The sequence below is a fragment of the Bifidobacterium boum genome, assembly GCF_000741535.1.
GTDB classification, from domain to species: domain Bacteria; phylum Actinomycetota; class Actinomycetes; order Actinomycetales; family Bifidobacteriaceae; genus Bifidobacterium; species Bifidobacterium boum.
The window spans coordinates 199,906-223,728 of sequence record NZ_JGYQ01000015.1 but is presented as its reverse complement, the minus strand read 5'-3'; the positions used below and the strand labels follow the sequence as shown (position 1 = coordinate 223,728).

Annotated in this window: 19 protein-coding genes; 10 read left to right on the top strand and 9 right to left on the bottom strand. The window is 58.3% G+C overall.

From position 1 onward, the window contains the following. The first annotated feature begins 93 nt into the window (after positions 1–93). Positions 94–1,032, top strand: coding sequence for a thioredoxin-disulfide reductase (gene trxB, locus BBOU_RS05720; protein WP_026503455.1), 939 nt, complete (start codon positions 94–96; stop codon positions 1,030–1,032). 137 nt (positions 1,033–1,169) lie between these two features. Here the strand turns inward: trxB and BBOU_RS05715 are convergent, their stop codons facing one another. The 8 genes from BBOU_RS05715 to rpmH form a co-directional block, all read right to left on the bottom strand. Then, positions 1,170–2,447 (bottom strand): ParB/RepB/Spo0J family partition protein, encoded by a 1,278-nt coding sequence (locus BBOU_RS05715; RefSeq protein ID WP_338010548.1) that lies wholly within the window; start codon positions 2,445–2,447, stop codon positions 1,170–1,172. A gap of 350 nt (positions 2,448–2,797) precedes the next feature. After that, entirely contained in the window at positions 2,798–3,742 is a 945-nt protein-coding gene (locus BBOU_RS05710; protein ID WP_026503457.1) for a ParA family protein, read from the bottom strand. Positions 3,743–4,226: 484 nt separating this feature from the next. After that, positions 4,227–4,937 carry a 16S rRNA (guanine(527)-N(7))-methyltransferase RsmG gene (gene rsmG / locus BBOU_RS05705; protein WP_033490212.1) on the bottom strand — a complete coding sequence of 237 codons (711 nt, stop codon included), beginning with the start codon at positions 4,935–4,937 and terminating at the stop codon, positions 4,227–4,229. A 213-nt stretch (positions 4,938–5,150) separates the two neighbouring features. Beyond that, the gene (locus tag BBOU_RS05700; RefSeq protein WP_026503009.1) at positions 5,151–5,708 is read right to left on the bottom strand and encodes a Jag family protein; all 558 of its coding nucleotides are present in this window, start codon (positions 5,706–5,708) and stop codon (positions 5,151–5,153) included. Positions 5,709–5,791: 83 nt separating this feature from the next. Further along, positions 5,792–6,799, bottom strand: coding sequence for a membrane protein insertase YidC (gene yidC, locus BBOU_RS05695; RefSeq protein ID WP_026503010.1), 1,008 nt, complete (start codon positions 6,797–6,799; stop codon positions 5,792–5,794). A 3-nt stretch (positions 6,800–6,802) separates the two neighbouring features. Continuing rightward, entirely contained in the window at positions 6,803–7,117 is a 315-nt protein-coding gene (gene yidD / locus BBOU_RS05690; protein ID WP_026503011.1) for a membrane protein insertion efficiency factor YidD, read from the bottom strand. Between the two features lie 7 nt (positions 7,118–7,124). Then, positions 7,125–7,541 (bottom strand): ribonuclease P protein component, encoded by a 417-nt coding sequence (gene rnpA, locus BBOU_RS05685; protein WP_026503012.1) that lies wholly within the window; start codon positions 7,539–7,541, stop codon positions 7,125–7,127. A 15-nt stretch (positions 7,542–7,556) separates the two neighbouring features. Next, complete coding sequence (rpmH, locus tag BBOU_RS05680; RefSeq protein WP_026503013.1) at positions 7,557–7,691, bottom strand: 50S ribosomal protein L34; 135 nt, start codon at positions 7,689–7,691, stop codon at positions 7,557–7,559. A 335-nt stretch (positions 7,692–8,026) separates the two neighbouring features. Here rpmH and dnaA point away from each other — a divergent pair, with 335 nt between their 5' ends. From dnaA to BBOU_RS05635, 9 genes are all read left to right on the top strand, one after another. Continuing rightward, a complete protein-coding gene (gene dnaA / locus BBOU_RS05675) occupies positions 8,027–9,817 on the top strand; it encodes a chromosomal replication initiator protein DnaA (protein ID WP_420885351.1) in 1,791 nt (596 codons plus the stop codon). Between the two features lie 506 nt (positions 9,818–10,323). Next, the gene (gene dnaN, locus BBOU_RS05670; RefSeq protein WP_026503015.1) at positions 10,324–11,448 is read left to right on the top strand and encodes a DNA polymerase III subunit beta; all 1,125 of its coding nucleotides are present in this window, start codon (positions 10,324–10,326) and stop codon (positions 11,446–11,448) included. A 242-nt stretch (positions 11,449–11,690) separates the two neighbouring features. Further along, entirely contained in the window at positions 11,691–13,109 is a 1,419-nt protein-coding gene (gene recF / locus BBOU_RS05665) for a DNA replication/repair protein RecF (protein ID WP_026503016.1), read from the top strand. Continuing rightward, positions 13,106–13,582, top strand: coding sequence for a DciA family protein (locus BBOU_RS05660; protein WP_026503017.1), 477 nt, complete (start codon positions 13,106–13,108; stop codon positions 13,580–13,582). Before recF ends, BBOU_RS05660 begins: the two co-directional genes overlap by 4 nt. Positions 13,583–13,845: 263 nt before the next feature. Continuing rightward, a complete protein-coding gene (gene gyrB, locus BBOU_RS05655; protein ID WP_238552092.1) occupies positions 13,846–15,963 on the top strand; it encodes a DNA topoisomerase (ATP-hydrolyzing) subunit B in 2,118 nt (705 codons plus the stop codon). Positions 15,964–16,084: 121 nt separating this feature from the next. Continuing rightward, the gene (gyrA, locus tag BBOU_RS05650; protein ID WP_026503019.1) at positions 16,085–18,775 is read left to right on the top strand and encodes a DNA gyrase subunit A; all 2,691 of its coding nucleotides are present in this window, start codon (positions 16,085–16,087) and stop codon (positions 18,773–18,775) included. Between the two features lie 141 nt (positions 18,776–18,916). Next, positions 18,917–19,426, top strand: coding sequence for a DUF3566 domain-containing protein (locus tag BBOU_RS05645; RefSeq protein ID WP_026503020.1), 510 nt, complete (start codon positions 18,917–18,919; stop codon positions 19,424–19,426). 328 nt (positions 19,427–19,754) lie between these two features. After that, complete coding sequence (locus tag BBOU_RS05640; protein WP_238552080.1) at positions 19,755–20,933, top strand: alpha/beta hydrolase; 1,179 nt, start codon at positions 19,755–19,757, stop codon at positions 20,931–20,933. Positions 20,934–21,067: 134 nt separating this feature from the next. Beyond that, positions 21,068–22,246, top strand: a complete 1,179-nt coding sequence (locus tag BBOU_RS05635) for a VanZ family protein (protein ID WP_051616791.1) — start codon at positions 21,068–21,070, stop codon at positions 22,244–22,246. Positions 22,247–22,314: 68 nt separating this feature from the next. Here the strand turns inward: BBOU_RS05635 and gdhA are convergent, their stop codons facing one another. Further along, a complete protein-coding gene (gdhA, locus tag BBOU_RS05630; RefSeq protein ID WP_026503021.1) occupies positions 22,315–23,661 on the bottom strand; it encodes an NADP-specific glutamate dehydrogenase in 1,347 nt (448 codons plus the stop codon). Between the last annotated feature and the right edge of the window lie 162 nt (positions 23,662–23,823).

Here is a 23,823-nt window from a genome sequence, read left to right as displayed (position 1 = left end):
CGCACGCATGAGCCGTGGCGGGGCTGGTGCAGGCATGTCCATACTCAGCTGCCAGCGCAAGCATTTCAGCGCAGTCGTGCTAGGTTAGGACGCATGACAGCACAGCAGACAGACGTTACGATTATCGGTTCGGGACCGGCTGGATATACGGCCGCGATTTACTTGGGGCGCGCCGGATATCAGCCGACTGTGATCGCCGGAGCGCTCACCCCCGGCGGACAACTGGTGAACACCACCGAGGTGGAAAACTATCCAGGCTTCCCGGAAGGCATTATGGGCCCCGATCTCATGGATGCGATGCGCAAGCAGGCAGAGCGCTTCGGCGCCAAGCTTGTCTATGACGATGTGGTCGGTGTTGATTTTTCCGCGGGCACCAAGACGCTGACCCTTGACGGCGGCGATACCATCACCGCACGTGCCGTGGTGGTTACCACCGGTTCCCGTGTCCGTAAGCTCGGGGTGCCGGGCGAGGCGGAATTCGCAGGACGTGGAGTATCCTATTGCGCGACCTGCGACGGGTTCTTCTTCCGCGGTAAGCCGATTGTGGTGGTCGGTGGTGGTGACAGCGCACTTACCGATGCTGACTTCCTCAGCAGATTCGGCTCATCGGTCACTGTGGTGCACCGTCGTGATGCGTTCCGCGCGTCGAAGATTCTGGTTGACCGGGCTGCATCCAACGAACGTATCGCCTTGCATATGAACGCTGTGGTCGAACGCATCGACGGCGACGATTCCGGCGTCCAGTCGGTGGTTCTGCGGGATACCGTAGACGGCTCCACATCAACACTGCCCGCGAATGGCGTGTTTGTCACTATCGGACACACGCCGGCAACCGAGTTTCTTGATGGGGCGCTTGAGCTTGATGAGCATGGCTTTATCGTTGTTGACGGCGCTTCAACCCGAACCAATGTGCCGGGCGTATTCGCCGCCGGCGATGTGGTGGATAGCGTCTACCGTCAGGCGGTTTCCGCTGCCGGTATGGGTTGCAGGGCGGCGCTCGACGCACAGGATTATCTCACCAATCTCGACTAAGTGCGGTTACAGAACACCATCGAGTACACTAGAACGATTCCGTTACGCAATGCATGAGGCTTGGCTTCCTGGAAAGGAACGCCAAGCCTCATGCATGTTCGGGCTGTACTGTTTCGTCGCCACCCGACCGGATTCGCTTACGCCTGTTGCGGTGCAGCTGCCGGGCTGTCCGCCTTCTGCTCTTGCGGCATCAGCAAATCCAGAATGCGCTGCATATCGTCGGGAGAGGAGAAGGAAATCTCGATTTTGCCGTGCTTGTTATTTCCTCGAATGGCGACCTTCGTATCAAAATGCTGTTCGAGATTATGTCGAATCGGAGAATTGTTCCACGGATTCGCCGCCTTGGATTTCCCCTTCTTCTCAGGATTACCCTCCAAGGCTTTCATCGCGACGATTTCTTCCGTACTGCGTACGGACAGTCCTTCGGCGATGATTCGATCGGCGAGTTTCTCCATCTCCTCTTCACTGCCTAACCCCAGTAGCGCCCGGGCATGGCCGGCGGACAACACTCCTGCGGCGACTTTCTTCTGCACGGAAGCCGGCAGATTAAGCAGGCGCAAGGTATTGGCGATTTGCGGACGTGACTTCGAAACAGAGGTTGACAATTGCGCTTGCGTCAGACCGAATTCGTCAATCATCTGCTGATACGCCGCAGCCTCTTCCAACGGGTTGAGCGCGACCCTATGGAGATTCTCCAACAACGCGTCACGCAGCATGTGGTTATCCGCGGTTGTTTTCACAATCGCCGGAATCGTGTCAAGACCGGCAAGCTGGGAGGCGCGCCAGCGACGCTCCCCCATGATGAGCTCATACGGACTGTCCATATGAGCAACCGGGGCTTGTGCGGCCGCCAATACTCCAGAGACACCGGTGGCCGTGTCTGTCCTGTCGGAGTCTTGAGACGCTTTGATTTGCTCGAGCGGACGTTTCCTGACCACAATCGGCTGCAAAATCCCGACTTCGCGGATGGAGTCGGCAAGCTCACGTAGCTCATCCTCATCGAAAATCGTCCGCGGTTGTTCCTTATTCGGCCCGATATCGCTGAGTTTCAGTTCGGCGAGGTATCCTCCCTCAACCGGTTTCAATGCTTCGGTCTGTTCCGGCACAGCCGTTGCATCCTCTGATGGCGAGGCCTCATCTGGCGTTTCACGTGAAACACTGGCTTCGGGCTTCACTTCCGATTCCGGCTGTGATGCGGACGCGGCGGCGTTCGCGTCGGCATGGTCCGAAGGTGCAGTTCCGGTCGCGATACCGTCATGTTGTCCCAAGGTCAGCACGGCATCGTTGAGCACCCTGGTCATCCGCCGCATGTCTTTGCTGTGTTCCGACATACCGGAAACCCCGGTGGACTCAACGGTTCCGTGGTTGTCGGAATCGGCGGAACCGCCAAAGAACAGGTCACTCGGATGTGCCATCGTCTGAAGGGAGGGGACACTCATCCTCTTCTTGGTATGCGCGGAAGGCCGCTGCGGCTCTCCCTTCGCATGACGGTCCGACGCATGTTCGGCCCTTGAGTCGTCAACGGAACCACCTGTCGGCGCCTGTGATTGACGGCCCGACGTTTCATGTGAAACACTTGTGCGCTTGATTCCCGCCGTTGGCTTCTCGCCGTGTTCTTGTGACGTTTCACGTGAAACGTGATGCTCCTGACCCAGCGGCGTTGTCTTCTGATCCGCCGGTTCACCCGACGTCGCATTGGGGTCACCGGGAAGTGTGGGGAACAGTGCGCCCAGACCTTTGCCGAGCCGTGACTTCGATGCCATAATCAGTGTTCACCTCGCTTTGCTTCCAATGTCGCCAATACTGCGGGAGAGCGTCTGGCCATTTCCAGCGCGGCCTCCCCATACGCGATAGCACCCATGCCACGAGCGTCATAGGCAATGACACTCTGCTGGAAACTCGGCGCTTCCGAAATCTTCACGGACCGCGGGATCGTCGTATCCAGCACGATGTTCGGATAATGGCTTTTCACCTCGTCATACACCTGCCGACTTAGAATCGTACGTCGATCAAACATCGTCACCAGCATGGTGGATACCAGCAGCACAGGATTATAGTGTTCCTGCACCAGACCGATGGTGTTGATCAACTGCCCGAGCCCTTCAAGCGCATAGTATTCTGCCTGAATCGGAATCAGGACCTCAGTGACCGCACACATCGCGTTGATGACCAGCAGCCCCAGACTCGGTGGACAATCCACGAATACGTAATCGTAATGCTGCTCGCTGGATGCCAGATACGTGTCCAACGCTTGTTTGAGCAGTTCCGTCCGGTTGCCGAGATCAGCGATCTCCAGCTCGGCACCACTCAAATCGATGGATGCCGGAACCACGTCGAGAGTATCGAAAGACGGGCACTGTTGGATGGCATCGGCGATGGTGAGTCGGCCTTCAATGACGTCATAGATCGAAGGCTCCCCTGAAATATGCTTGGCCCCTAATGCCGTTGAGGCGTTACCCTGCGGATCCATATCAAGGACCAAGACACGAGCACCGCTTTGTGCCAATGCCGCGGCGAGATTCACCGTGGTCGTGGTTTTGCCGACACCACCTTTCTGGTTGGCGACAGCAATACGCCTGGTTTGCTCAGGCTTAGGGAATTCAACCATATGAAGCGCATCATATCGTGTCGTCGCCTCTGCGATTTCGCCACCTAGTGTATCAATCTGATCGCCGAAAATACGCCGGATGATATCTGATGCGGAATCCATCGACTGTCCCCCTTGCTCAGAACCTGATGAATGGTGTGTAGCTGACGACACAGCTCCTCCTTGATACGCGATTGTTCCAGTTTCGCTACGGTACTGGACATGCCCTCCGTCACATCCACGCAAATGTGGATACATGTGGACAACGTGGACTAAGTGTGTGGATAACTCAGGTCACAACTCATCGCATGCCTTATGTTCCGCCCTTTTTCTATGTCCATGAGGTAAACACCCTGCCTGTGCATAACTGTTACACACCCTGTAGATTGTGGATAACCTCGTTTGACGCACACATTGATTCTACCCTGTTTTCGAGTGCATCATAACCAACAAGACACCGACCCACCGTGTTTCATGTGAAACACACCACGCCGCAGCCAGAATCAGCAGAATCGTTTCACGTGGAACACGCCTCACCATCGATGGTTCACATGAAACACCACCGGCGGGCGTTTCACGTGAAACGCCCGCCGGTTCATCGCAGCCGCTATTGTTTATCGACCAGCACTACGTGGGTGGGTTCAAGCCCCTCCCCCACCGGCGCAAGACAGACACGAGGATGGATGCCATGGAAGCGGCGGATTTGCGTATCGGCCTTCTTGATTTCAGCCTCAGCAGAACGGCCTTTCAACGCGATGAGCTGACCATGCGGTTTCAGCAACGGCAGCGTCCATCCGGAAAGCTTAGTCATCGGGGCGACCGCCCGGCAGGTGACGGCGACAAAAGGCTTGAGCGTATGCTTACGCACCCGGTCAATCACTTCCTCGGATCGTGCGCGGATAATGGTGACATTCTTCAACCCCATGTCATCCACGCACTCCTCAAGCCATGCGACTCGCCGTTCCATCGGCTCGATCAACGTGAACGAACACTCTGGCAGACATGCGGCAGCCACCAATCCCGGGAAACCGCCGCCACTGCCGACATCGGCAATGGATTTCACCGCATCGTGGGCGACAGCTTTGCGCAGAAACGGGACAATCGCCGCAGAGTTCAGAATATGTCGCTCCCAAATGATGTGAATATCCCTCGGGCCGATCAGGCCACGCGGCTCCCCTTCAGCCATGAGTTTGCCGTGAAACACGTTCAAGGCCGGGAACGCCGCACCCAGCACCTGTTCAGGAATGGGTGAGCCGTCAAGCTCGTCATACGGATCCTCGCGGACTTCAGCGGCGGTATCAATGTCGGTATCTGTCATCGTCATCATCCTTCGGTAACGGTATCAATGTACTCTTCGCGGTGGAAGACCACGAGGAGAGCACTCATGATTCATGCAGTCTGTATCCAGTAACCCTTGTCATTCCGATCGATGTCCACACACGACAAAGGCCGCCCACGCCATGTATACGCAGCGCAGACGGCCCGTTAACAACAAGCCCAAGGCATGCCGTTTCAGTCGTTCCGGTTGGAATCAGGCTTCAACCTGATCGGCATCGTCATAATCATCCTGATCGATTGATTCCGCTTCATCGTCAGCATTGGCCTTAAGATAAACCGTGACATGACGGTTCGGTTCTTCACCGTGAGAACGCGACTTCAATCCTTCTTCACGAACAAGATCATGTACGACTTTACGCTCAAAGGAATTCATCGGCTGCAGGTCAACCGGCTCGCCGGTCTCCCGCACCTCGTCGATGGCATCCAAAGCGATATCGCGCAAATGCTGACGCTTATGCTTGAGATACCCGTCAACATCAACGATGAGGTGCGAGCGCTCCCCTGTCTTCTGCTGTACGGCGAGTCGGGACAGCTGCTGCAGCGCGTCGACCACCTCGCCGTTCTTGCCGACCAGATGCTTGATATCGCTGTCATCGTCGGCCACGATCTGTACGACGGGACGGTTGTTGCGAATGCCCATCTCGATATCACCGTCGTAATCGGCGATATCCAGCAGACCCTCAAGATAGTCGGCGGCGATATCAGCTTCATCATTGAGCTGGTCGATCGTCTTTTCGTCATCCTGTGCCATGTAGTACTCCTTGTTGGCTGTATGAGGTCAAGTCTAATCGATGTGTGGGCGCGCAGCCTACCCGCACGCCCACACCGATCCGGTCACTTCTTCTTTTTACGCTTCGGCTGCTGACGCTGGTATCCTTCCACCTCACGACGGGCCGCCTCAGCCTTGGCTTTCTCAAGCTGCTCTTCCTCAAGCGAGGGCTCACCGGCACGCTTGCGGCGGGCGTTCTCACGCTTATGGTCGCGCACTTCCTTGTCCTCCGCCGCCGGGGAACCGGGCGTCGGGAAGGTGTACACCTGCCACAGCGAACGCAGGAAGTTGCACACATTGTTGGTCAGCCAGTAGATCAGCACGGCGAACGGGAAGTTCAAACCGGAGAAGATGTACATGATCGGGAACATCCAGGTCATCGCCTGCTGCATGCGGTACTGCTGTCCCTGCATCGAAGCGCGTGGCAGATTGCGGCGCATATTGTAGAACTGCATGAGCCACATGAAGAAGCACATGAGCGCGATGAAGACGCCGATGACGATCTTGGCATGCATATCCGCGTGCAGGAAGCGCGTGGTGATATTCACGCCAAACTGCGAACTGTCAGAGAATTGCTGTGCGGTCGCCTTGTCGAAAGCACCAAGCGGAGCACGCTTGCCTTTGGCGATGTATTCAATCGCAGAAAGCACGTAGAACATGCACATGAACACCGGGCCCTGGATGAGCATCGGCAGGCAGGAGCCGGCAGGATTCGCATCATTGTCCTGGTAGAGTTTCATGAGCTCACGGCTCATGGCATCCTTACTCGCCTGATCGTTCTTGCCCTTGTACTTGTTCTGGATACGCTGCATTTGCGGCTGGAGCGCTTGCATTTTACGCATCGAACGCATCTGCTTGACGAAGATCGGCATGATGCACGCGTGCACCACGATCACCAGGAAGATGATGGACAGCACCCAAGAGGTGCCCACGGCGGGCATTCCCAGCATGGTCAGGAACTTGTGGAAGATGGCCATGATCTGCGTCATCAGCCATTCGACCGGGGTCAGCAGCTTGTACAACCAGCCCCAAAAGCCACTGTCAAGCAAGAATTGGTCGGTATTGGTATTCATCGATCAGGCCATCTCCTTTGTTTGCGAGGCCAGTGGTGCATATCGAGGCTCCTCATGGGCCTTCGACCACCGAAAACGATAGAACAGGGAAAAACGCTGCGGAACATCATCGATTCCGCCACGGCTCCACGGGCGGCACCGCAACAGACGCATCAGCGCCAACAGCCCACCGCGGACCAAGCCGAAGCGTTCGATGGCCTGCAACGCATAGTTTGAGCATGTCGGATAATAGCGGCAGCACGCGGGATTCTTGGCGGAAATCTCCCGCTGATACCAGTGGATTGCCCGGCTTGCAGCCTTCGCCGCCTGTGATGCCACCGTCGATTCACCTGCCTTGTGCGGCTCGCGTTCCGACCGCGGCGAATAGCCGTTCGACCTGACGATCCAGCGAAGCGTATGCAGCGTGAGCGGCCGACGGCTTCGCCCGCATCACTATGTCGCAATGTTCGGGCAGCAACTGCTCATATTGGCGCGCAAGCACCCTGAATCGCCGTTTGACGGCATTACGGGTGACGGCATGGCCGACCGCTTTGGATACGGCTAAGCCCACACGTCGCCCGGACGGATCCGATGGCGGCCGCTGATCGGCCTGCGTGGCCGGAATGCCGTCGGATTGCGACGTTTTCGGGCATGAATGTGAATCGTCGCGCACCAAATAGTGCACGACGATGTCATGGTCGCTGACTTTGTTGCGACGTTTCAGCACTGTGACAAAGTCACGGTGACTTTTCAGCCGCTCCACTCTGGAGTCGCCGGTTCAGGCAGACAGGGTCTTACGGCCCTTGGCGCGACGACGGTTGATGACGGCGCGGCCCGAACGGGTGCGCATGCGCACGCGGAATCCGTGCTTCATGTGACGACGGCGGTTATTCGGCTGGAATGTCCTCTTCATAATGTATGCTCCCGGTTTTTTCAGCCATGCAACAGCATGGCTCCTCATGAGTCAAGCTCTACTAACCTACTCTCACCCATGGCCATTCGTCAACACGACACCGCATCCTGCCCTGGAATGTGGATAATTCGGTAAAGTTTTCCACAACCCCTCCAAGACGGCTTACACGGTGAAAACGTTGCAATACCAACGAAACCATGCGGAAAGTTATCCACAAATTACATCGATGTTATTCACAATTCAGCCGTTTCAACACGCAAGGCTGTGGATAACTTCGCGACATCGGTGTAAACATAGCTACGATACTTCTCCGCAACACGCGGAGCCGACATGATATGGAGAAAGGACAGGGCCGCATGGCGAATGGTGCGCAAGATCCGGCGACCCAGGCCGTACGTATCTGGTCGGATACCCTTGCCGTACTCAAACACGACAAATCCTTGACCGCACGGGATAAAGGATGGTTCGAAGGCGTTATTCCCGAAGCCGTATTCGGCACGACCATCGTGCTGACCGTGGCGAACGCCGCGACGCAGAAAGCGTTGCAAACCGATCTGAATCAACCGTTGCTCAAAGCATTGAAGCTGAGCACCGGAACCGACATGTTCCCGGCATTCAAAATCGAGCCTCATCCGGAGCCACAGGCGCCCGAGCCGGATCCCGCCATAGCGGCGGAGCCGGACCCATACGCGTCGGACAGCGCCACCACTTATGGCGAGCGCCAGCACCCCCTCTCCCCTGCCGCCGAGCAGGCGATGCCCCAGCAGCCGGTCGCTTGGCGGGCACAACAAGCATCCCAGCCGCAGTTCGCCCAGTTCGATACGCCTGATTCCCCGTCGGTATCGCCGGTGATGCCGCATCCCCAGACGCCGGTTGTGCCATCCATGTACCCCACCGGGTATGCGCCGTCTCAACCGATGACCGGACAGCATGCCGACCGGTATACCCAAACCGTTGCCGGGTATGGCGATCACCAGTCCGCGACCGCCGCGCAACCGGTGGCCAGCCAGAACGCCTATGACCGGCCGCAGCCGAACGAGAATTTCGACATCGACCAGCATCGGCCGGCGCTTGATCCGGAAACCCATCTCAACAAGAACGCCACGTTCGAAACCTTCGTGCCGGGTGATTCCAATCGGTTCGCGCGAACGGTCGCCATGGCGGTCGCCGAGGGGTCGGGGCGTGATTTCAACCCGTTGTGTATTTATGGCGGTTCTGGACTGGGTAAAACCCATTTGTTGAACGCCATCGGTAATTATGCGCTGATCAAGGATCCCTCACTCAAGGTGCGCTATGTCACCAGCGAGGAGTTCACGAACGAGTTCATCGAGGCGTTGCAGAACCCGAACCAGTCGCAAGGCCAGATCGCCGCGTTCAACCGGCGGTACCGTGAGGTTGACGTCCTGCTCATCGACGATATCCAGTTCCTTGGAGGCAAGGAAGCGACGCTCGACAGCTTCTTCCACACCTTCAACACCTTGTATCAGGCGAATAAGCGTATTGTCATCGCTTCGGATGTCGCGCCGAAGAACCTCAAGGGCTTCGAGGCGCGCCTGATTTCCCGCTTTGAATCCGGATTGACCGTCGATGTCAAGCCGCCGGATCTGGAGACCCGTATCGCCATCCTGCGCATGATCGCCACGATGAACCATATGAAGATCCCCAACGACGTGCTTGATTTGATCGCCGAACGGTTCACGGAGAATATCCGTGAGCTTGAGGGTGCGTTGACACGTGTTTCCGCGGTCGCGTCGCTCAACAATCAGCCGGTGACCCGCGCGTTGGCCGAGCAGACCTTGCAGGATTTCTTCTCGACTGATGTCGAGATCAAGCCGACCGAGATTATCACCCAGGTGGCGAAGTATTTCCATCTGACCTTTGATGATCTGGTGGGGCGTGCGCGAACAAAAAACGTAGCGCTTGCCCGGCAAATCGCGATGTATCTGGCCCGTGAAATGACCAGTATGAGTCTGGTCGATATCGGTGAGGTCTTTGGCGGACGGGACCACACCACCGTCATGCATGCGTATACCCGCATCAGTGACGAGATGAAAGAGAAGCAGGAAACATACAACTACGTGATGGAGCTCACCGTCAGGCTTAAGCATCATTCCTCGGCTGAATAAACGCCGAACTTCCCCGTAGATACCGGCTATCCGGCTGGCAGAACGCCGCCCAGAGACGGTTTTTCGGCATATCCGACTCGTCCACCTCGGTGGATAACGACACACCGGGCGGTGGAAAAATCAGAAAAAAGTTATCCACAGGTTTGTGCACAATTGTGGGCAAGGGCTGCGGATAACCCGTGGGCAAGCCCAGAAAAATGGTGGATAACTCGTGGATGAATCCCGCTTGTTTGTGGATAACTTTTCGGCGCCGCTTACGCTGTGGATAACTCACCTAGTTATGCACCGGCTATCCTGAGGTTATCCACATTGGTGGACGGCAGTTGAGGTCTTCTCGCGATTGGCCTGATTCCACTTATCCACATCATCCACCGGACTTATTACGAAGACTGTTGTTCTCACTTACGATTCATCATCACCGTGATAAGCTGCCGATTCACCAACCGACAACCAGCCGTTCGAGTCCGGCTAGAATAGCCACAGAACACCAAGCGAAATGAGGAATCATGAAAGTCGAAGTGAATACGACCTCACTCGCCGATGCGGTCGCGTGGACCACGCGAGTCATCGACGCCCGACCGGCAAGCCCGATCCTTGCAGGCATCAAGCTCGAAGCCATTGACGGAACGCTGCAACTGTCAACGTTCAATTTTGAAATTTCCGCACGCGACCATATCGAAGCCGGTGTGGATGAAGCCGGCAGCAGTGTGGTCCAAGGCAAGATTCTCGCTGATATCACCAAATCGCTGCCTTCGGAAAAAACCTATTTGGCCACGGAAAACTCGACGCTGATTATCACCTCGGGCAAGGCGAAGTTCACGATGCAGCTTATGCCGGAAAGTGAATATCCCGATTTGCCGGCTGTTCCGCGGATTTTGGGCAAAGTTGACGGGGAAACCTTCCACCAGGCGGTAGACCAGGCTTGCGTCGCGGTTTCGAGGGAAGAAACACGTCCGGTACTGACCGGTGTCTATATGCAGTTCGAAGGCGACAAGGTCGTCATGACATCAACCGACCGTTTCCGCCTGTCCCGCGCGACATTCACCTGGTCCCCGGAAAATCCGGACGTGTCAACCTCCACTCTGCTGCGCGGATCACTCTTGCGTGACGTCGCCAGAACGTTGAACGACAGCCAGAATGTCGTCATCGATTTCGACGAGGACAATCCTTCGCTCATCGCATTCGAAAACGCCGGTCGTATTTCGACGTCGCAGTTGATTGATGGTGAATTCCCCGCTATCGATCGACTGTTCGCCGACGAATATCCGATCCAAGCAGTAATCGATAAGCAGCAACTTATCAGTTCCATCAAGCGAGTGTCCCTGGTGGCGGAACGCAACGCGCCGATTCGTATGGCGTTTTCGGACGGATCGGTGACATTAAGTGCCGGTGTCGCTGATGAAAACCAGGCCAGCGACGTCATCGATGTGGATTTTGACGGCGAAGATATCACCGTTGCCTTCAACCCCGGCTATCTGATTGAAGGATTAAGCGCCATCGCCGAACCGTTCGTGCGTATGAAGATGACGACCGCAATCAAACCGGTCGAATTCAATGGTCAGCAGGAAGCCGATTCCGACGAATCCATGGATTACCGGTACCTGCTGGTGCCGATGCGGTTCACCAACTGAGCGCATCCCCGGGATTCCGCCGCCCATACGGGTGTGGATAACCCGTCGAGTGGCGGAATCCTTCACTGTGCGTGATTGTCTCGGACGAACTCGCCGTATGGTCTGCTCACTTCGCGAATTTCGTATACTCTGGTGTCCAGCACAATCACGCGAGGACACGATATACAGATTCTGGCGAGTTATCCACAATCAACCGGGGCAAACGACACCACCGGCGACGACGACAGAAAGGACGGTGCCAAATGGGCGTCATCATTACCCGATTGGCACTTGACCATTTCCGGTCGTGGGATCATTGCGTTGTCGACCTTGACCCGGGGGTCACCATCATCCAAGGGGCGAACGGCCAGGGGAAGACGAATCTCGTCGAAGCCATCGAAGTCCTGTCAACCGGCTCCAGTCATAGGGTTTCAAGCTCTTTGCCACTGGTCGAACGCGGGCAGGATACAGCGACCATCCGGGTCAATATCGCCGACAACGGTGATGAACCGCGCTCTTCGGCAGAACATCATGCGAATCCTGAATCACATTCGGATTACATGTCAGCGGAATTTCATGACGACAACGGAAAACTGAATGAAAAACAAGATTCATTCAGTGTTGACCGGTCATCCACCCGGTCGGAGCAATCCTCCCCTGCCGTAACCACCATCGAGGTGACCATTCGCGCCCGAGGTACGAACCGAGCGCGAATCGATGGCGGACGCTCGCTGTACTTGCGCGAAATCTTGGGACGGGTCCCCAGCATGTCATTCACTCCCGAAGACCAGTGGCTGATATCCGGCGATCCCGCAGCGCGACGCGGCTTCCTCGACCAGGCTGGAGCGATGCTGATCCCCGGATACGCCGATGTCCATCAGCGCTGCACAAAAATCGCAAAACAGCGTGCCGCACTGCTCAAACACCTCGCAGCCGCGCCGTCCGGTGAAACGACGGGAATCAACGAGTCAAGCCTCAACGGTTTGGAAATCTGGACCGGACAATTCATTGAAGCCGGCATCGAACTGACCCGGATGCGCATGCGCATACTCGACGCACTTGCCGGGCCGTTCGCTGCCATCTATGACGAGCTCGCAGGATCAGCCCAGCACGCCGCCGTCGCATACGTCCCCTCCTTCGAGGAAGTATTGGCCAGCCCGTCGCCGCACCAGTCCATCAGCCAGCATTTCCAGCGCATCTACCCCGGCGAAGTGGCGCGCGGGCGCAATCTCATCGGCCCCCACCGTGACGATATGGCCGTGACCTTGGACGGCATCCCCGCCAAGGAATTCGCATCCAACGGCGAGATGTGGACAATGGCCTTGGCACTGAAAATGGCGTTGTTCGGCCTGATCACGCAGACGTCAGGAACCACGCCGATTGTCATCCTGGACGATGTGTTCGCCCAACTTGATGAGACGCGCCGCCGGCAGATCCTTGACTTCGCCGTGAAACAGAACCAAGTGCTGATCACCGCAGCCGCGGCGGGTGACATCCCGGATCTGTCGGCATACGGCACCGCCGCCCGAATCATCGATGTGGCGGCGTTGCGCCGCACCGCCGCCCAACAAGAATCCGACCGGCTGCTGGACGACGACACCATCGCGCGAATCAAAGCCGTTCGCGAGCATCACACCGGCATACAGCCGGCTGCTGACGGCGTCGACGAGGCCTCGGCATGAACGAGCCGATTATCGCCAAACTCAAGCTGGACCCGCGAAAACTGCCCGCCCAAGTCTTCGAACGATACGCGCAACGCGCCGGAATCCTACGGGACAGGCGGCGGCGGGAAACCGAAGCCTGGGAAAATTTCGGCAAACCGGGCCGGGACCCCAACACCCTGGCAAGCCTGGTCACCGTGCTCGCGCAGAACGACAACTGGATGCCACATCTCAAACTCGCTCAACTGCGCAACCATTGGGATCAAGTCGTCGGCCCCCAAATCGCACAACACTCCCAAGTCGCCTCATTCCAAGACGGGATACTGACCATCCGCACGGCGTCGCCATCATGGACCACAACACTGACCTATATGGTCCCGCAACTGACCGGCACCATCCGCGAGCGGCTTGACGGGCTCGAAATCAGGGAAATCAAAGTGACCGGACCGCAAGCTCACCCCTTTGGAGGAAGCCGGTATCGCCACTACCGGTGAGTGTGCCGCCAACGGTGACATCTGTGTCGTCTCGCCGATTGATGACCGAACTGATTCGGCTTTGACAAGCCGAAATGTCTGCATTGCTCTGAGAGCCGCAAAGTCCCCATTGATGTGTAGAATCACGTGCAGTACTATTGAAAGCCTAGAAGCCCCCATTATTTACGTTCTAGGGTATATCGACTGTGTGAGCAGGGGCGCTGCACAGGGCACGGGAAGGAAATTGAGTGGCAGACGCTGAAGCTGATTCGCTGAACACCAATATGCCCGGACAAGCCGGGGAACCGTCGCGACCCGGCACTGAATCCAAGGCCGAACTCAACGACAAAGTCAACGACGCCATCGCCAACGATGAGCTCGAGAACGCCCAGCTTGACGATTCGCTGTCGCCGGACCATTACGACGCCAGCGACTTGCGCGTGCTGGAAGGCCTCGAAGCGGTGCGTATCCGCCCGGGCATGTATATCGGTTCGACCGGTCCGCGAGGCCTGCATCATCTGGTCTACGAAATCGTCGACAACTCGGTGGATGAGGCCCTCGCCGGCTTCGCCACCCATATCGAAGTGACCATCCTGCCGGACAACGGCATCCGGGTGGTCGACGACGGTCGAGGCATCCCGGTCGACATCGTGCCGGGCGAAGGCGTCTCCGGTGTCGAAACGGTGATGACCAAGCTGCACGCCGGCGGCAAGTTCGGCGGCGGCGGTTACGCGGTCTCCGGCGGTCTGCACGGCGTGGGTATCTCCGTGGTCAACGCGCTGTCTACGCGTATGGAAATCGAGGTGCGCCGGCAGGGCTTCCACTGGACCCAGACGTACATCGACCAGCATCCGACGGCTCCGCTCGCCCAAGGAAAACCCATGGAAGACGGCGAATCGACCGGCACCTCCGTGACCTTCTGGGCCGACCCGAAGATCTTCGAAACCACGGTCTACGATTTCGAAACCTTGCGTTCGCGTTTCCAGCAGATGGCCTTCTTGAACCGCGGCCTGCGCATCTCCCTGACCGACCTGCGTGAAATCGACCAGGCGGGCGACGAGGTGGCCGGCGACGGCGACAACCCGGTCGAGGAGCTCCATCGCTCCGTGACGTACTGCTACGAGCACGGCATCAAGGATTACGTGGCCTATCTGGTCAAAAGCCGCAAAACCAACCCGATTGAAGAGGAAGTCATCGATTTCGAGGCCGAAGACCTCAACATCGGCATTTCGGCGGAAATCGCCATGCAATGGACGACCGCCTACTCCGAATCGGTGCACACCTTCGCCAACACCATCTCCACAACCGAAGGCGGCACCCACGAGGAAGGCTTCCGCGCGGCGCTCACCACGCTCGTCAACCGGTATGCGCGCGAGAAGAACATCCTCAAAGAAAAGGACGACAACCTTTCCGGTGATGACGTGCGCGAAGGTCTGACCGCCGTCGTATCCGTCAAACTCACCAACCCGCAGTTCGAAGGCCAGACCAAGACCAAACTCGGCAATTCCGAGGCGAAGACCTTCGTCCAGCGTGTGATGACCGACAAACTCGGCGACTGGTTCGACGCACACCCTGCCGAGGCTAAAAGCGTCATCCAGAAGGCGATCGAGGCCTCCCGCGCCCGTATCGCCGCGAAGAAGGCCCGCGAATCGACCCGGCGCAAGTCGATTTTCGAATCCGCAGGCATGCCTGACAAGCTCAAGGACTGCCAGTCCAACAATCCGGAGGAATGCGAGCTGTTCATCGTCGAGGGTGACTCCGCAGGCGGCTCCGCCATCCAGGGGCGCAACCCGATCACGCAGGCGATTCTGCCGCTGCGAGGCAAGATCCTCAACACCGAGCGCGCATCCATCGACCGCATGCTCAAGTCCGACACCATCGAGTCGCTGATCACCGCGATCGGCGGCGGCTACGGCGAAGACTTCGACGTGAGCAAGGTGCGCTACCACAAGATCATCATCATGGCCGATGCCGATGTCGACGGTGCACATATCGCCACGCTGAACCTGACGCTGTTCTTCCGCTATATGCGCCCGATGATCACCGCCGGATACGTGTACGTGGCCATGCCGCCGCTGTACCGCATCAAATGGACCAAGGGACCGCACTCCTTCGTGTACACGGACGCCGAGCGCGACCGCGTGCTGCGTGAAGGCAAGGGGTCCGGCCGTCAGCTGCCGAAGGGCGAAGGCATCCAGCGTTACAAGGGTCTGGGCGAGATGACCTACCAGGAGCTGTGGGAAACCACCATGGACCCCGATCATCGCATCCTCAAGCAAATCCACATCGAGGACGCGGCGCAGGCGGACGAAACCTTCTCCATGCTGATGGGAGACGAGGTCGAACCCCGACGCCTGTTCATTCAGCGCAACGCGCACGACGCACGATTCATCGACGCGTGACCGTACAATGCCGGGATTCGCGATTTTCCACGGGTCCTGGCACGGAAACCAGCACACTTCACCACTAGCCGTGTCAGGCTAGCCATCCCACAAGGATGGACAAGGAAACGAAGGATTAACCGTGGCAGACGAAACCAACACCAACAATCCGGAAGACAGCGGGGCCAGCAATGACGACCAGATCAACGGGCTCGACAACAACCATGAGCCGTTGAGCCCCCAAGAGGCCGACAACACCGATTACGGCCTGATGAAAGGCCAGCGCGTCCAACCGATCGATTTGCAGCAGGAAATGCGCGAATCATATCTGGCCTACGCGTTGTCCGTCATCGTGGAACGCGCACTGCCTGACGTGCGTGATGGCATGAAGCCGGTCCATCGTCGTGTCATCTACGCGATGTACGACGGCGGCTACCGTCCCGACCGCGGCTACAACAAGTGCTCCCGCGTCGTCGGTGACGTCATGGGCAAGTATCATCCGCACGGCGACGCCGCCATCTACGACACGCTTGTGCGTATGGCCCAGCCGTGGTCCATGCGCTATCCGCTTGTGGACGGTCAGGGCAACTTCGGCTCCCCGGGCGACGACCCGGCGGCCGCCATGCGTTACACCGAATGCCGTATGGCTCCGCTCGCCATGGAAATGGTGCGTGACATCGACAAGGACACCGTCGATTTCGTGCCCAACTACGATGGCAAAACTCAGGAGCCGACCGTACTGCCCAGCCGTTTCCCGAACCTGCTGGTCAACGGTTCCGCCGGCATCGCCGTCGGCATGGCCACCAACATCCCGCCGCACAACCTGCGCGAAGTGGCTGACGGCGTACATTGGGCGCTCGACCATCCTGACGCGAGCCGCGAAGAACTGCTCAACGCGCTCATCGAACGCATCAAGGGGCCGGACTTCCCGACCGGAGCGACTATTCTCGGCCACAAGGGCATCGAACAGGCGTACCGCACCGGCCGTGGCCTGATCACCATGCGTGCCGTGGTCAACACGGAGGAAATCAACGGGCGTATGTGCTTGGTGGTTACCGAGCTGCCCTATCAGGTCAACCCGGACCGTCTGGTCGTCTCCATCCGCGAAGCGGTGCGTGACGGCAAGATCCAAGGCATCGCCGACATGCGCGACGAAACCTCCGGCCGTACCGGCCAGCGTCTGGTGCTCGTGCTCAAGCGTGATGCGGTCCCCAAGGTCGTGCTCAACAACCTGTACAAGCATTCCCAGCTCCAGCAGACCTTCGGTGCCAATATGCTCGCCTTGGTCGATGGTGTGCCGCGCACGCTCAGCCTGGACGCGTTCATCCGCCATTGGGTCTCCCACCAGCTTGATGTCGTCGAACGTCGTACCCGGTATTTGAAGCGTGAGGCTGAAGAACGCGATCACATCCTGCAGGGCTATCTCAAAGCCCTCGACATGATCGACGAGGTCATCGCCCTCATCCGTTCCTCCAAGGACGTGGACACCGCCCGTGAAGGCTTGAAGGACCTGCTGGACGTCGATGACGTGCAGGCGGACGCGATCCTCGCGATGCAGCTGCGCCGTCTCGCCGCCCTCGAACGGCAGAAGATCCTCGACGAACACGAGGAATTGCAGCGCAAGATCGCCGATTACAACGACATCCTCGCCAAGCCGGAACGCCAGCGTCAGATCGTGGGCGACGAACTTGACGAAATCGTCGAAAAGTACGGCGACGAACGCCGTACCCGCATCCTGCCGTATTCTGGCGAGATGAACGTCGAAGACCTGATCGCCGAAGAGAACGTCGTCGTGACGGTCACCCATTCCGGCTTCATCAAACGCACCAAAGCCGACGAATACCGCGCCCAGCACCGCGGCGGCAAAGGCATCAAGGGCACCAAGCTGCGCGAGGACGACGTGGTCGACCACTTCTTCCTCACCAGCACGCACAACTGGCTGCTGTTCTTCACCAACAAGGGACGCGTATACCGTCTCAAAGCCTACGAGTTGCCCGAAGGGTCGAGGGATTCCAAGGGCCAACATGTGGCCAACCTGCTGCAGTTCGCCCCCGACGAAACTATCCAGGCGGTGCTGTCGATTCCGAACTACGAGGTCGCCAAATATCTGGTGCTCGCCACACGCTCCGGCAAAGTCAAGAAAACCAGCCTCGCCGAATATGATTCGCCTCGCCAGGGCGGCCTCATCGCCGTGCGTCTGGCGACCGATCCGGAAACCGGGGAGCCGGCCGATGAGCTGATCGGCGCCGCGCTGTGCAACCCGGAGGACGACATCATCCTCGTCTCCAAGCACGGTATGAGCCTCAAATTCCGCGCGGACGACGAGCAACTGCGTCCGATGGGACGCCAGACCGCCGGCGTACAAGGCATGAAGTTCCGTGACGGCGATGAACTGCTGTCCATGGACGTCATCTGGGGCGACAGCGACAAAGACCTGTTCGTGGTCACCAACGAAGGCTTCGCCAAGCGTACGGCCATCAGCGAATACCGTCTGCAAGGCCGTAACGGTTTCGGTGTCAAAGCCTTGCAACTGACGGAAGGCCGTGGCTCGTTGGTCGGTGCGCTCGTAGTCAGCGAGGACGACCAAGTCATGGCGATCATGAAGTCCGGCAAAGTCATCCGCTCCGACGTGTCCGAGGTCAATCGCACCGGCAGGACCACACAGGGCGTGACCTTCGCCAAGCCTGACAAGGGTGACGAGATTCTCGCCATCGCACGCAACGCCGAAAAGGATGACGATGGCGACGACGATGATACCGACCAGAACAATACGGCGTCGCAAGACCAGCAGAATCAGCCGGCTGATGCGGCAACTGTGACGCCAACCGAATGATGACACGCTGCCGGCGAACCGGACAATGGGCTCGGTTCGCCGGATAGTGTGCAGACCTCGGTATCAGGGCGGTAATCGTCCCCGAACACTGGTAGGTTCACTAATCAGGCGAAGGCAGTCGGAAACGTCCAAGGAGAAACAATGAGCGAAAACGTCGACGAAGAAGGGCGCCGTGAACCGCGCGTAGGCAGGACCGTCTCAAATCAGCCGATCAGTACCGGTAATGAGGCTCCGATGCCATCCGCGGCGCGTGCGGCGGCGGCGAGCAAGCGTCGGCATCATACGCCTCGCGCACGGCGCATGAGCCTGTCCCTGACCCGCGTGGACGCTTGGTCGGTGGCCAAAGTCACCTTCCTGCTCAGCGTGGCGGGCGGTATCATCCAAATCGTCGCAGCGGCACTCGTATGGCTGATCCTCAACCTGGCAGGCGTATTCGATCAGGTCACGCAGATCGTCTCATCGACAGGCCTTGATTCCAGTGGATTCAACCTCGCTGATGTGCTCTCATTGAGTACGGTGCTGAGCACGGTGACGATTCTTGCCATTGTCGGTGTGGTGTTGTTCACCCTCCTGGCGACGATTTTCGCACTCCTGTACAACGTGGTCAGCTCGCTGGTCGGCGGCGTCCATGTGACGCTGGGCGACGACTGACGCGTTCCCATAGCCATCACAACCATGATGAGGGGCGGTTCCGAATTTCGGAGCCGCCCCTTCGCTTATCCCCACAACCGTGACCATCATCCGTGACATCACCAGCGCGACCCCCATCCAGACCACGGTCGGCCCCCCATCCTGTTTCTGCCGACGCTGAGGGGGCGGTGAGCGTCGGTGGAGGGTGTGTTCTTTGTTTCTGCCGACGCTGAGCACGGTGTGAGCGTCGGCAGAAGCAGGATGGGACACATGCTTATGGCGAACGTGTGCGCGGCTTGAATAAGATAGCCAGTAATGGCTCCATACGGCAGATCAGGAGGTGTCAGCCATGACAGGAACTTCGATGGATTCAGCCAATACGCTTGCCGTATCCGCCTCATCGTCGGAACCGTTGCCGGATGATGCGCTTTCGCAACATCAGCGCACAACCGACTCGCAAGCCGCATACGCGTATGTGGATCCATGGAAGACTGACACCGTACTTGAAGGATACCAGCAGGCGACAGTCCATCTCGGTGAAGACGCCGAAGGTGAGATTGTGGCGACCTTTGTGCGCAAAAATCCCTCACAGCTGTCCCTACAGCAACGGTGGCGCCGCTGGCATTACAGCATGCGAGGCCACCGCTTGGCGATCATGTATGTACACGGCTGGAACGACTACTTTTACCGCCGGCACGCATCCGAATACTGGGAGTCGCTGGGCATCCCCTTCTACGCAGTGGATTTGCGCAAATTCGGACGATCCTACCGTTCTTACCAGACTCCCGGATATATCGAAGACCTGCACGACTACCGTCTGGAATTCAACGCGTTGCGTGACCAGATCGTCAAAGAACAGGGCAAGGATGTACGCATTCTGATGATTGCCCACTCTCAAGGTGGATTAAGCGCTTCACTGTGGATTGATTCGGAGCATCCGCACCATGTCGAGGCGTTGGCGCTCAACTCCCCTTGGCTTGAGCTGCAAGGCAACCGGATGTTCCGTCTGCTGTCCACGCCGGTCGTGCAAATGTACCGCTTGCGTGGCGGCAAAACCATTATGCCGATGCGTGACCCGGGATTCTACGCCCGGTGCATCAAACGGTCGACCGGCGGGGAATGGGATTATCTTGACCATCCGCTCAACCCCGATGTGGAGTTCCTGCCTCGGGCAGGCTGGATGCAAGCCATCTACAACGGGCAGGATGAGATCGCGAAGAATCTTGATATCCAAATCCCTGTGCTGGTATGTACGTCGGATAAATCCATGATGCTGCAAACCACGTGGGACGAGGATATGCGTGAAGCGGACAGCGTGCTGGACATCACCGCAATCCGCCAAGCGGCATTGCATCTGGGCGATGTGATCGCCTTGGCGACCATCCGCGGCGGTCTGCACGATTTGAGCATGTCCAAGCCGGACGCGAGACGCAAGTATTTCCGTATCGTCACCACATGGGCGTCGATGATGGCGTGGCGGCGTGTGATTCCCGAACCCTGGGTGAGCGAGGCCCTCGCCAAGCTGTAATCAACTGAACCTAGTGGCGGCTTACAATCCGCTATCGTCCACAGGCTGAACGTGTGTTCCCGGAACCCTCCGCCGAGCCAAAAACCGTACCGGTGCCGGGACAACCCGCAGCCGTTGCACTAGTGTGGTGAACGATGAGTATCGTAACCCTGTATGCGAAGACTTTCAGCACTCCCCTGTTGATCGCGCTGGTGGCTTGGCCGTTCATCTCGGCGTTCCTGACCTTGCCGATTCTCGCGCTGCTCTACCATCGCGACCATCGGCTGCGTCTGGCTTCCGTCATCGGATCCTACCTGAGTGTACTGTATGTCGCCGGCCTGGTGACGTTCACCCAGTATCCGATGCCGGACAACCCCGACCGCTACTGCGCCACACATCACCTGTCCCCGCAACTCAACCCGCTGGCATTCATCCAAGACATCACCACGGGTGGTGTCTCCGCGGTCCTGCAACTGCTGCTCAACGTGGTGTTGTTCTTGCCGCTCGGATTCCTGCTCATGCGGTTCCTGCGCCGAGGATTCGCCCATACGGCGATTGTCGGGTTCATCCTGTCACTGGTGATCGAACTGACCCAGCTGAGCGGTTTGCTGGGCCTCTACCCGTGCTCGTACCGGCAGTTCGATGTCGACGATCTGCTGACCAATACGCTGGGTGCTGTTGCAGGGTATGGTATCGCGAAGCTGTGCGACCGCCGATGGCCGTACCGGCCGGTAGATCGGCTGGAAGTCAACCACAGGCCGGGCATTGTGCATCGTGGCGTGACCTTCGCCATCGATATGATCATCGTCACATTGGGCTACTATCCGCTCGGACTGGTGGTCATCCTGCTGTTCCACATGCTGGCGAAGCCGCTTCCCGACGGGACATTCCAGCTGGCGGGCGCTATCGTACACGTCGAATCGTTGGACACCATAGTCACCGTGCTTGGCATGGTGTCATTCCTCGTCTTCGAGCTGTGGATTCCCGCCTCGCACCGCGGACAGACACTCGGCGGCATGTTCACCCACATGAGTATGGAAACCCGTGCGCGACGCGGCTGGAAACGTGTGCTGTTCTATGTGATTCGCACGGTGATTATCGGCGGATGGTTCCTGCTGACCCTGCTGCAGAAGGACGCTCACAGCGGGCTTCTGGTCATCGCGGTCGCGGTGTTCGCACTGGTATTCAAACAGATGCCGTGGGATTATATTCCGGGCGATACTGAAACGGAACGTGAGCGTACGAATACCGTTGATGGTACGCCGGTACCATCCATACCGCAGAATCAGCAGGATGGGCGGCAGGGCCGTGAAACGCCTGCAGCAGGGCGGTGATTCCCGCGTTCGTCTACGCTGACACCAGCCAGCTGCCAGCTGCCAGCGTAGACAGACGCAGAACAGGGTCAGAAAATACCCTGCGCGACCATCGCGTTTGCGACCTTGACGAAGCCGGCGGCATTCGCGCCCAGCATGAGGTCACCTTCGTGACCGTACTCCTTCGCGGCGCTCAAGGAGTTCGCCACGATATCTTCCATGATCTGCTTGAGCTTGGCATCAACCTCGTCGAAGGTCCAGCTCAGACGATACGAGTTCTGGCTCATCTCCAAGCCGGAAACCGCCACGCCACCGGCATTGGCGGCCTTTGCAGGGCCGTACAGCAGTTTTGCGCCCTGATACACGGCGATGGCCTCCGGCGTGCTGGGCATATTCGCGCCTTCGCACACGACCGTGCAGCCGTTGTCCACCAACGTGCGGGCGGATTCGCCGTCGATCTCGTTCTGTGTGGCGCACGGCAGCGCGATATCGCACGGAACCGTCCACACGCCACGGCAGTCGTCATGATATTCGGATCCGGGCACGCGTTCGGCGTATTCCTTGATACGGCCACGATGACCGAGCTTGATATCCTTGACGACATCAAGCTGGATGCCCTTGGGATCGTACACGTATCCGCTCGAATCAGAGCAGGTGACCACCTTCGCGCCCAAACGTTGCGCCTTCTCAATCGCGAAAATCGCGACATTGCCGGAACCGGAAACAACCACGGTCTTGCCTTGGAAGGAATCGTTGCGCAGCACACGCAGCGCCTCCTGCGTGTAGTAGCACAGGCCGTAGCCGGTCGCCTCGGTGCGGGCGAGCGAACCGCCGAATTCCAGGCCCTTGCCGGTGAGCACGCCGGAGTATTCGTCACGGATACGCTTGTACTGGCCGAACAGATAGCCGATTTCACGGGCACCGACATTGATGTCGCCGGCGGGAACATCGGTGAACTGGCCGATATGACGCTGCAACTCGGTCATGAACGCCTGGCAGAAGCGCATCACCTCACCGTCGGAACGGCCCTTCGGATTGAAATCGGAGCCGCCTTTACCGCCGCCCATCGGCAGGCCGGTCAGGGAGTTCTTGAGAATCTGCTCGAAACCGAGGAACTTGATGACGGACTCGTTGACCGTCGGGTGGAAGCGCAGGCCGCCCTTGTACGGGCCGATCGCCGAATTGAACTGGACGCGGTAGCCGCGGTTCACCTGGACGTGGCCCTCGTCATCAGTCCATGCGACGCGGAACTTCACCAAGCGTTCCGGCTCAACGAACCGTTCCAGCACGCCGTTGCGCTCATACTCGGGATGCTTGGCGACAACCGGCTCCAAACTCTCGAACACCTCATGCACGGCCTGCAAAAATTCTGGCTGGTCGCCGTCACGGCGTTCCACTTGCGCATACACGCGCTTGACATACTCTTCGGTGAGCATAGCTCTCCCCTCATTGGTCGGGTTATTGATAAGACGGTTGTATTGTAAGCGCGAATACACCCCTACGGCAAGACGTTGACTACGGTTTGGTCGCCCAATATCGCCCGGTGCACGGGTGTGTCATAGGGTCAAACGATGCACGACACACGGTATGATGAGAAC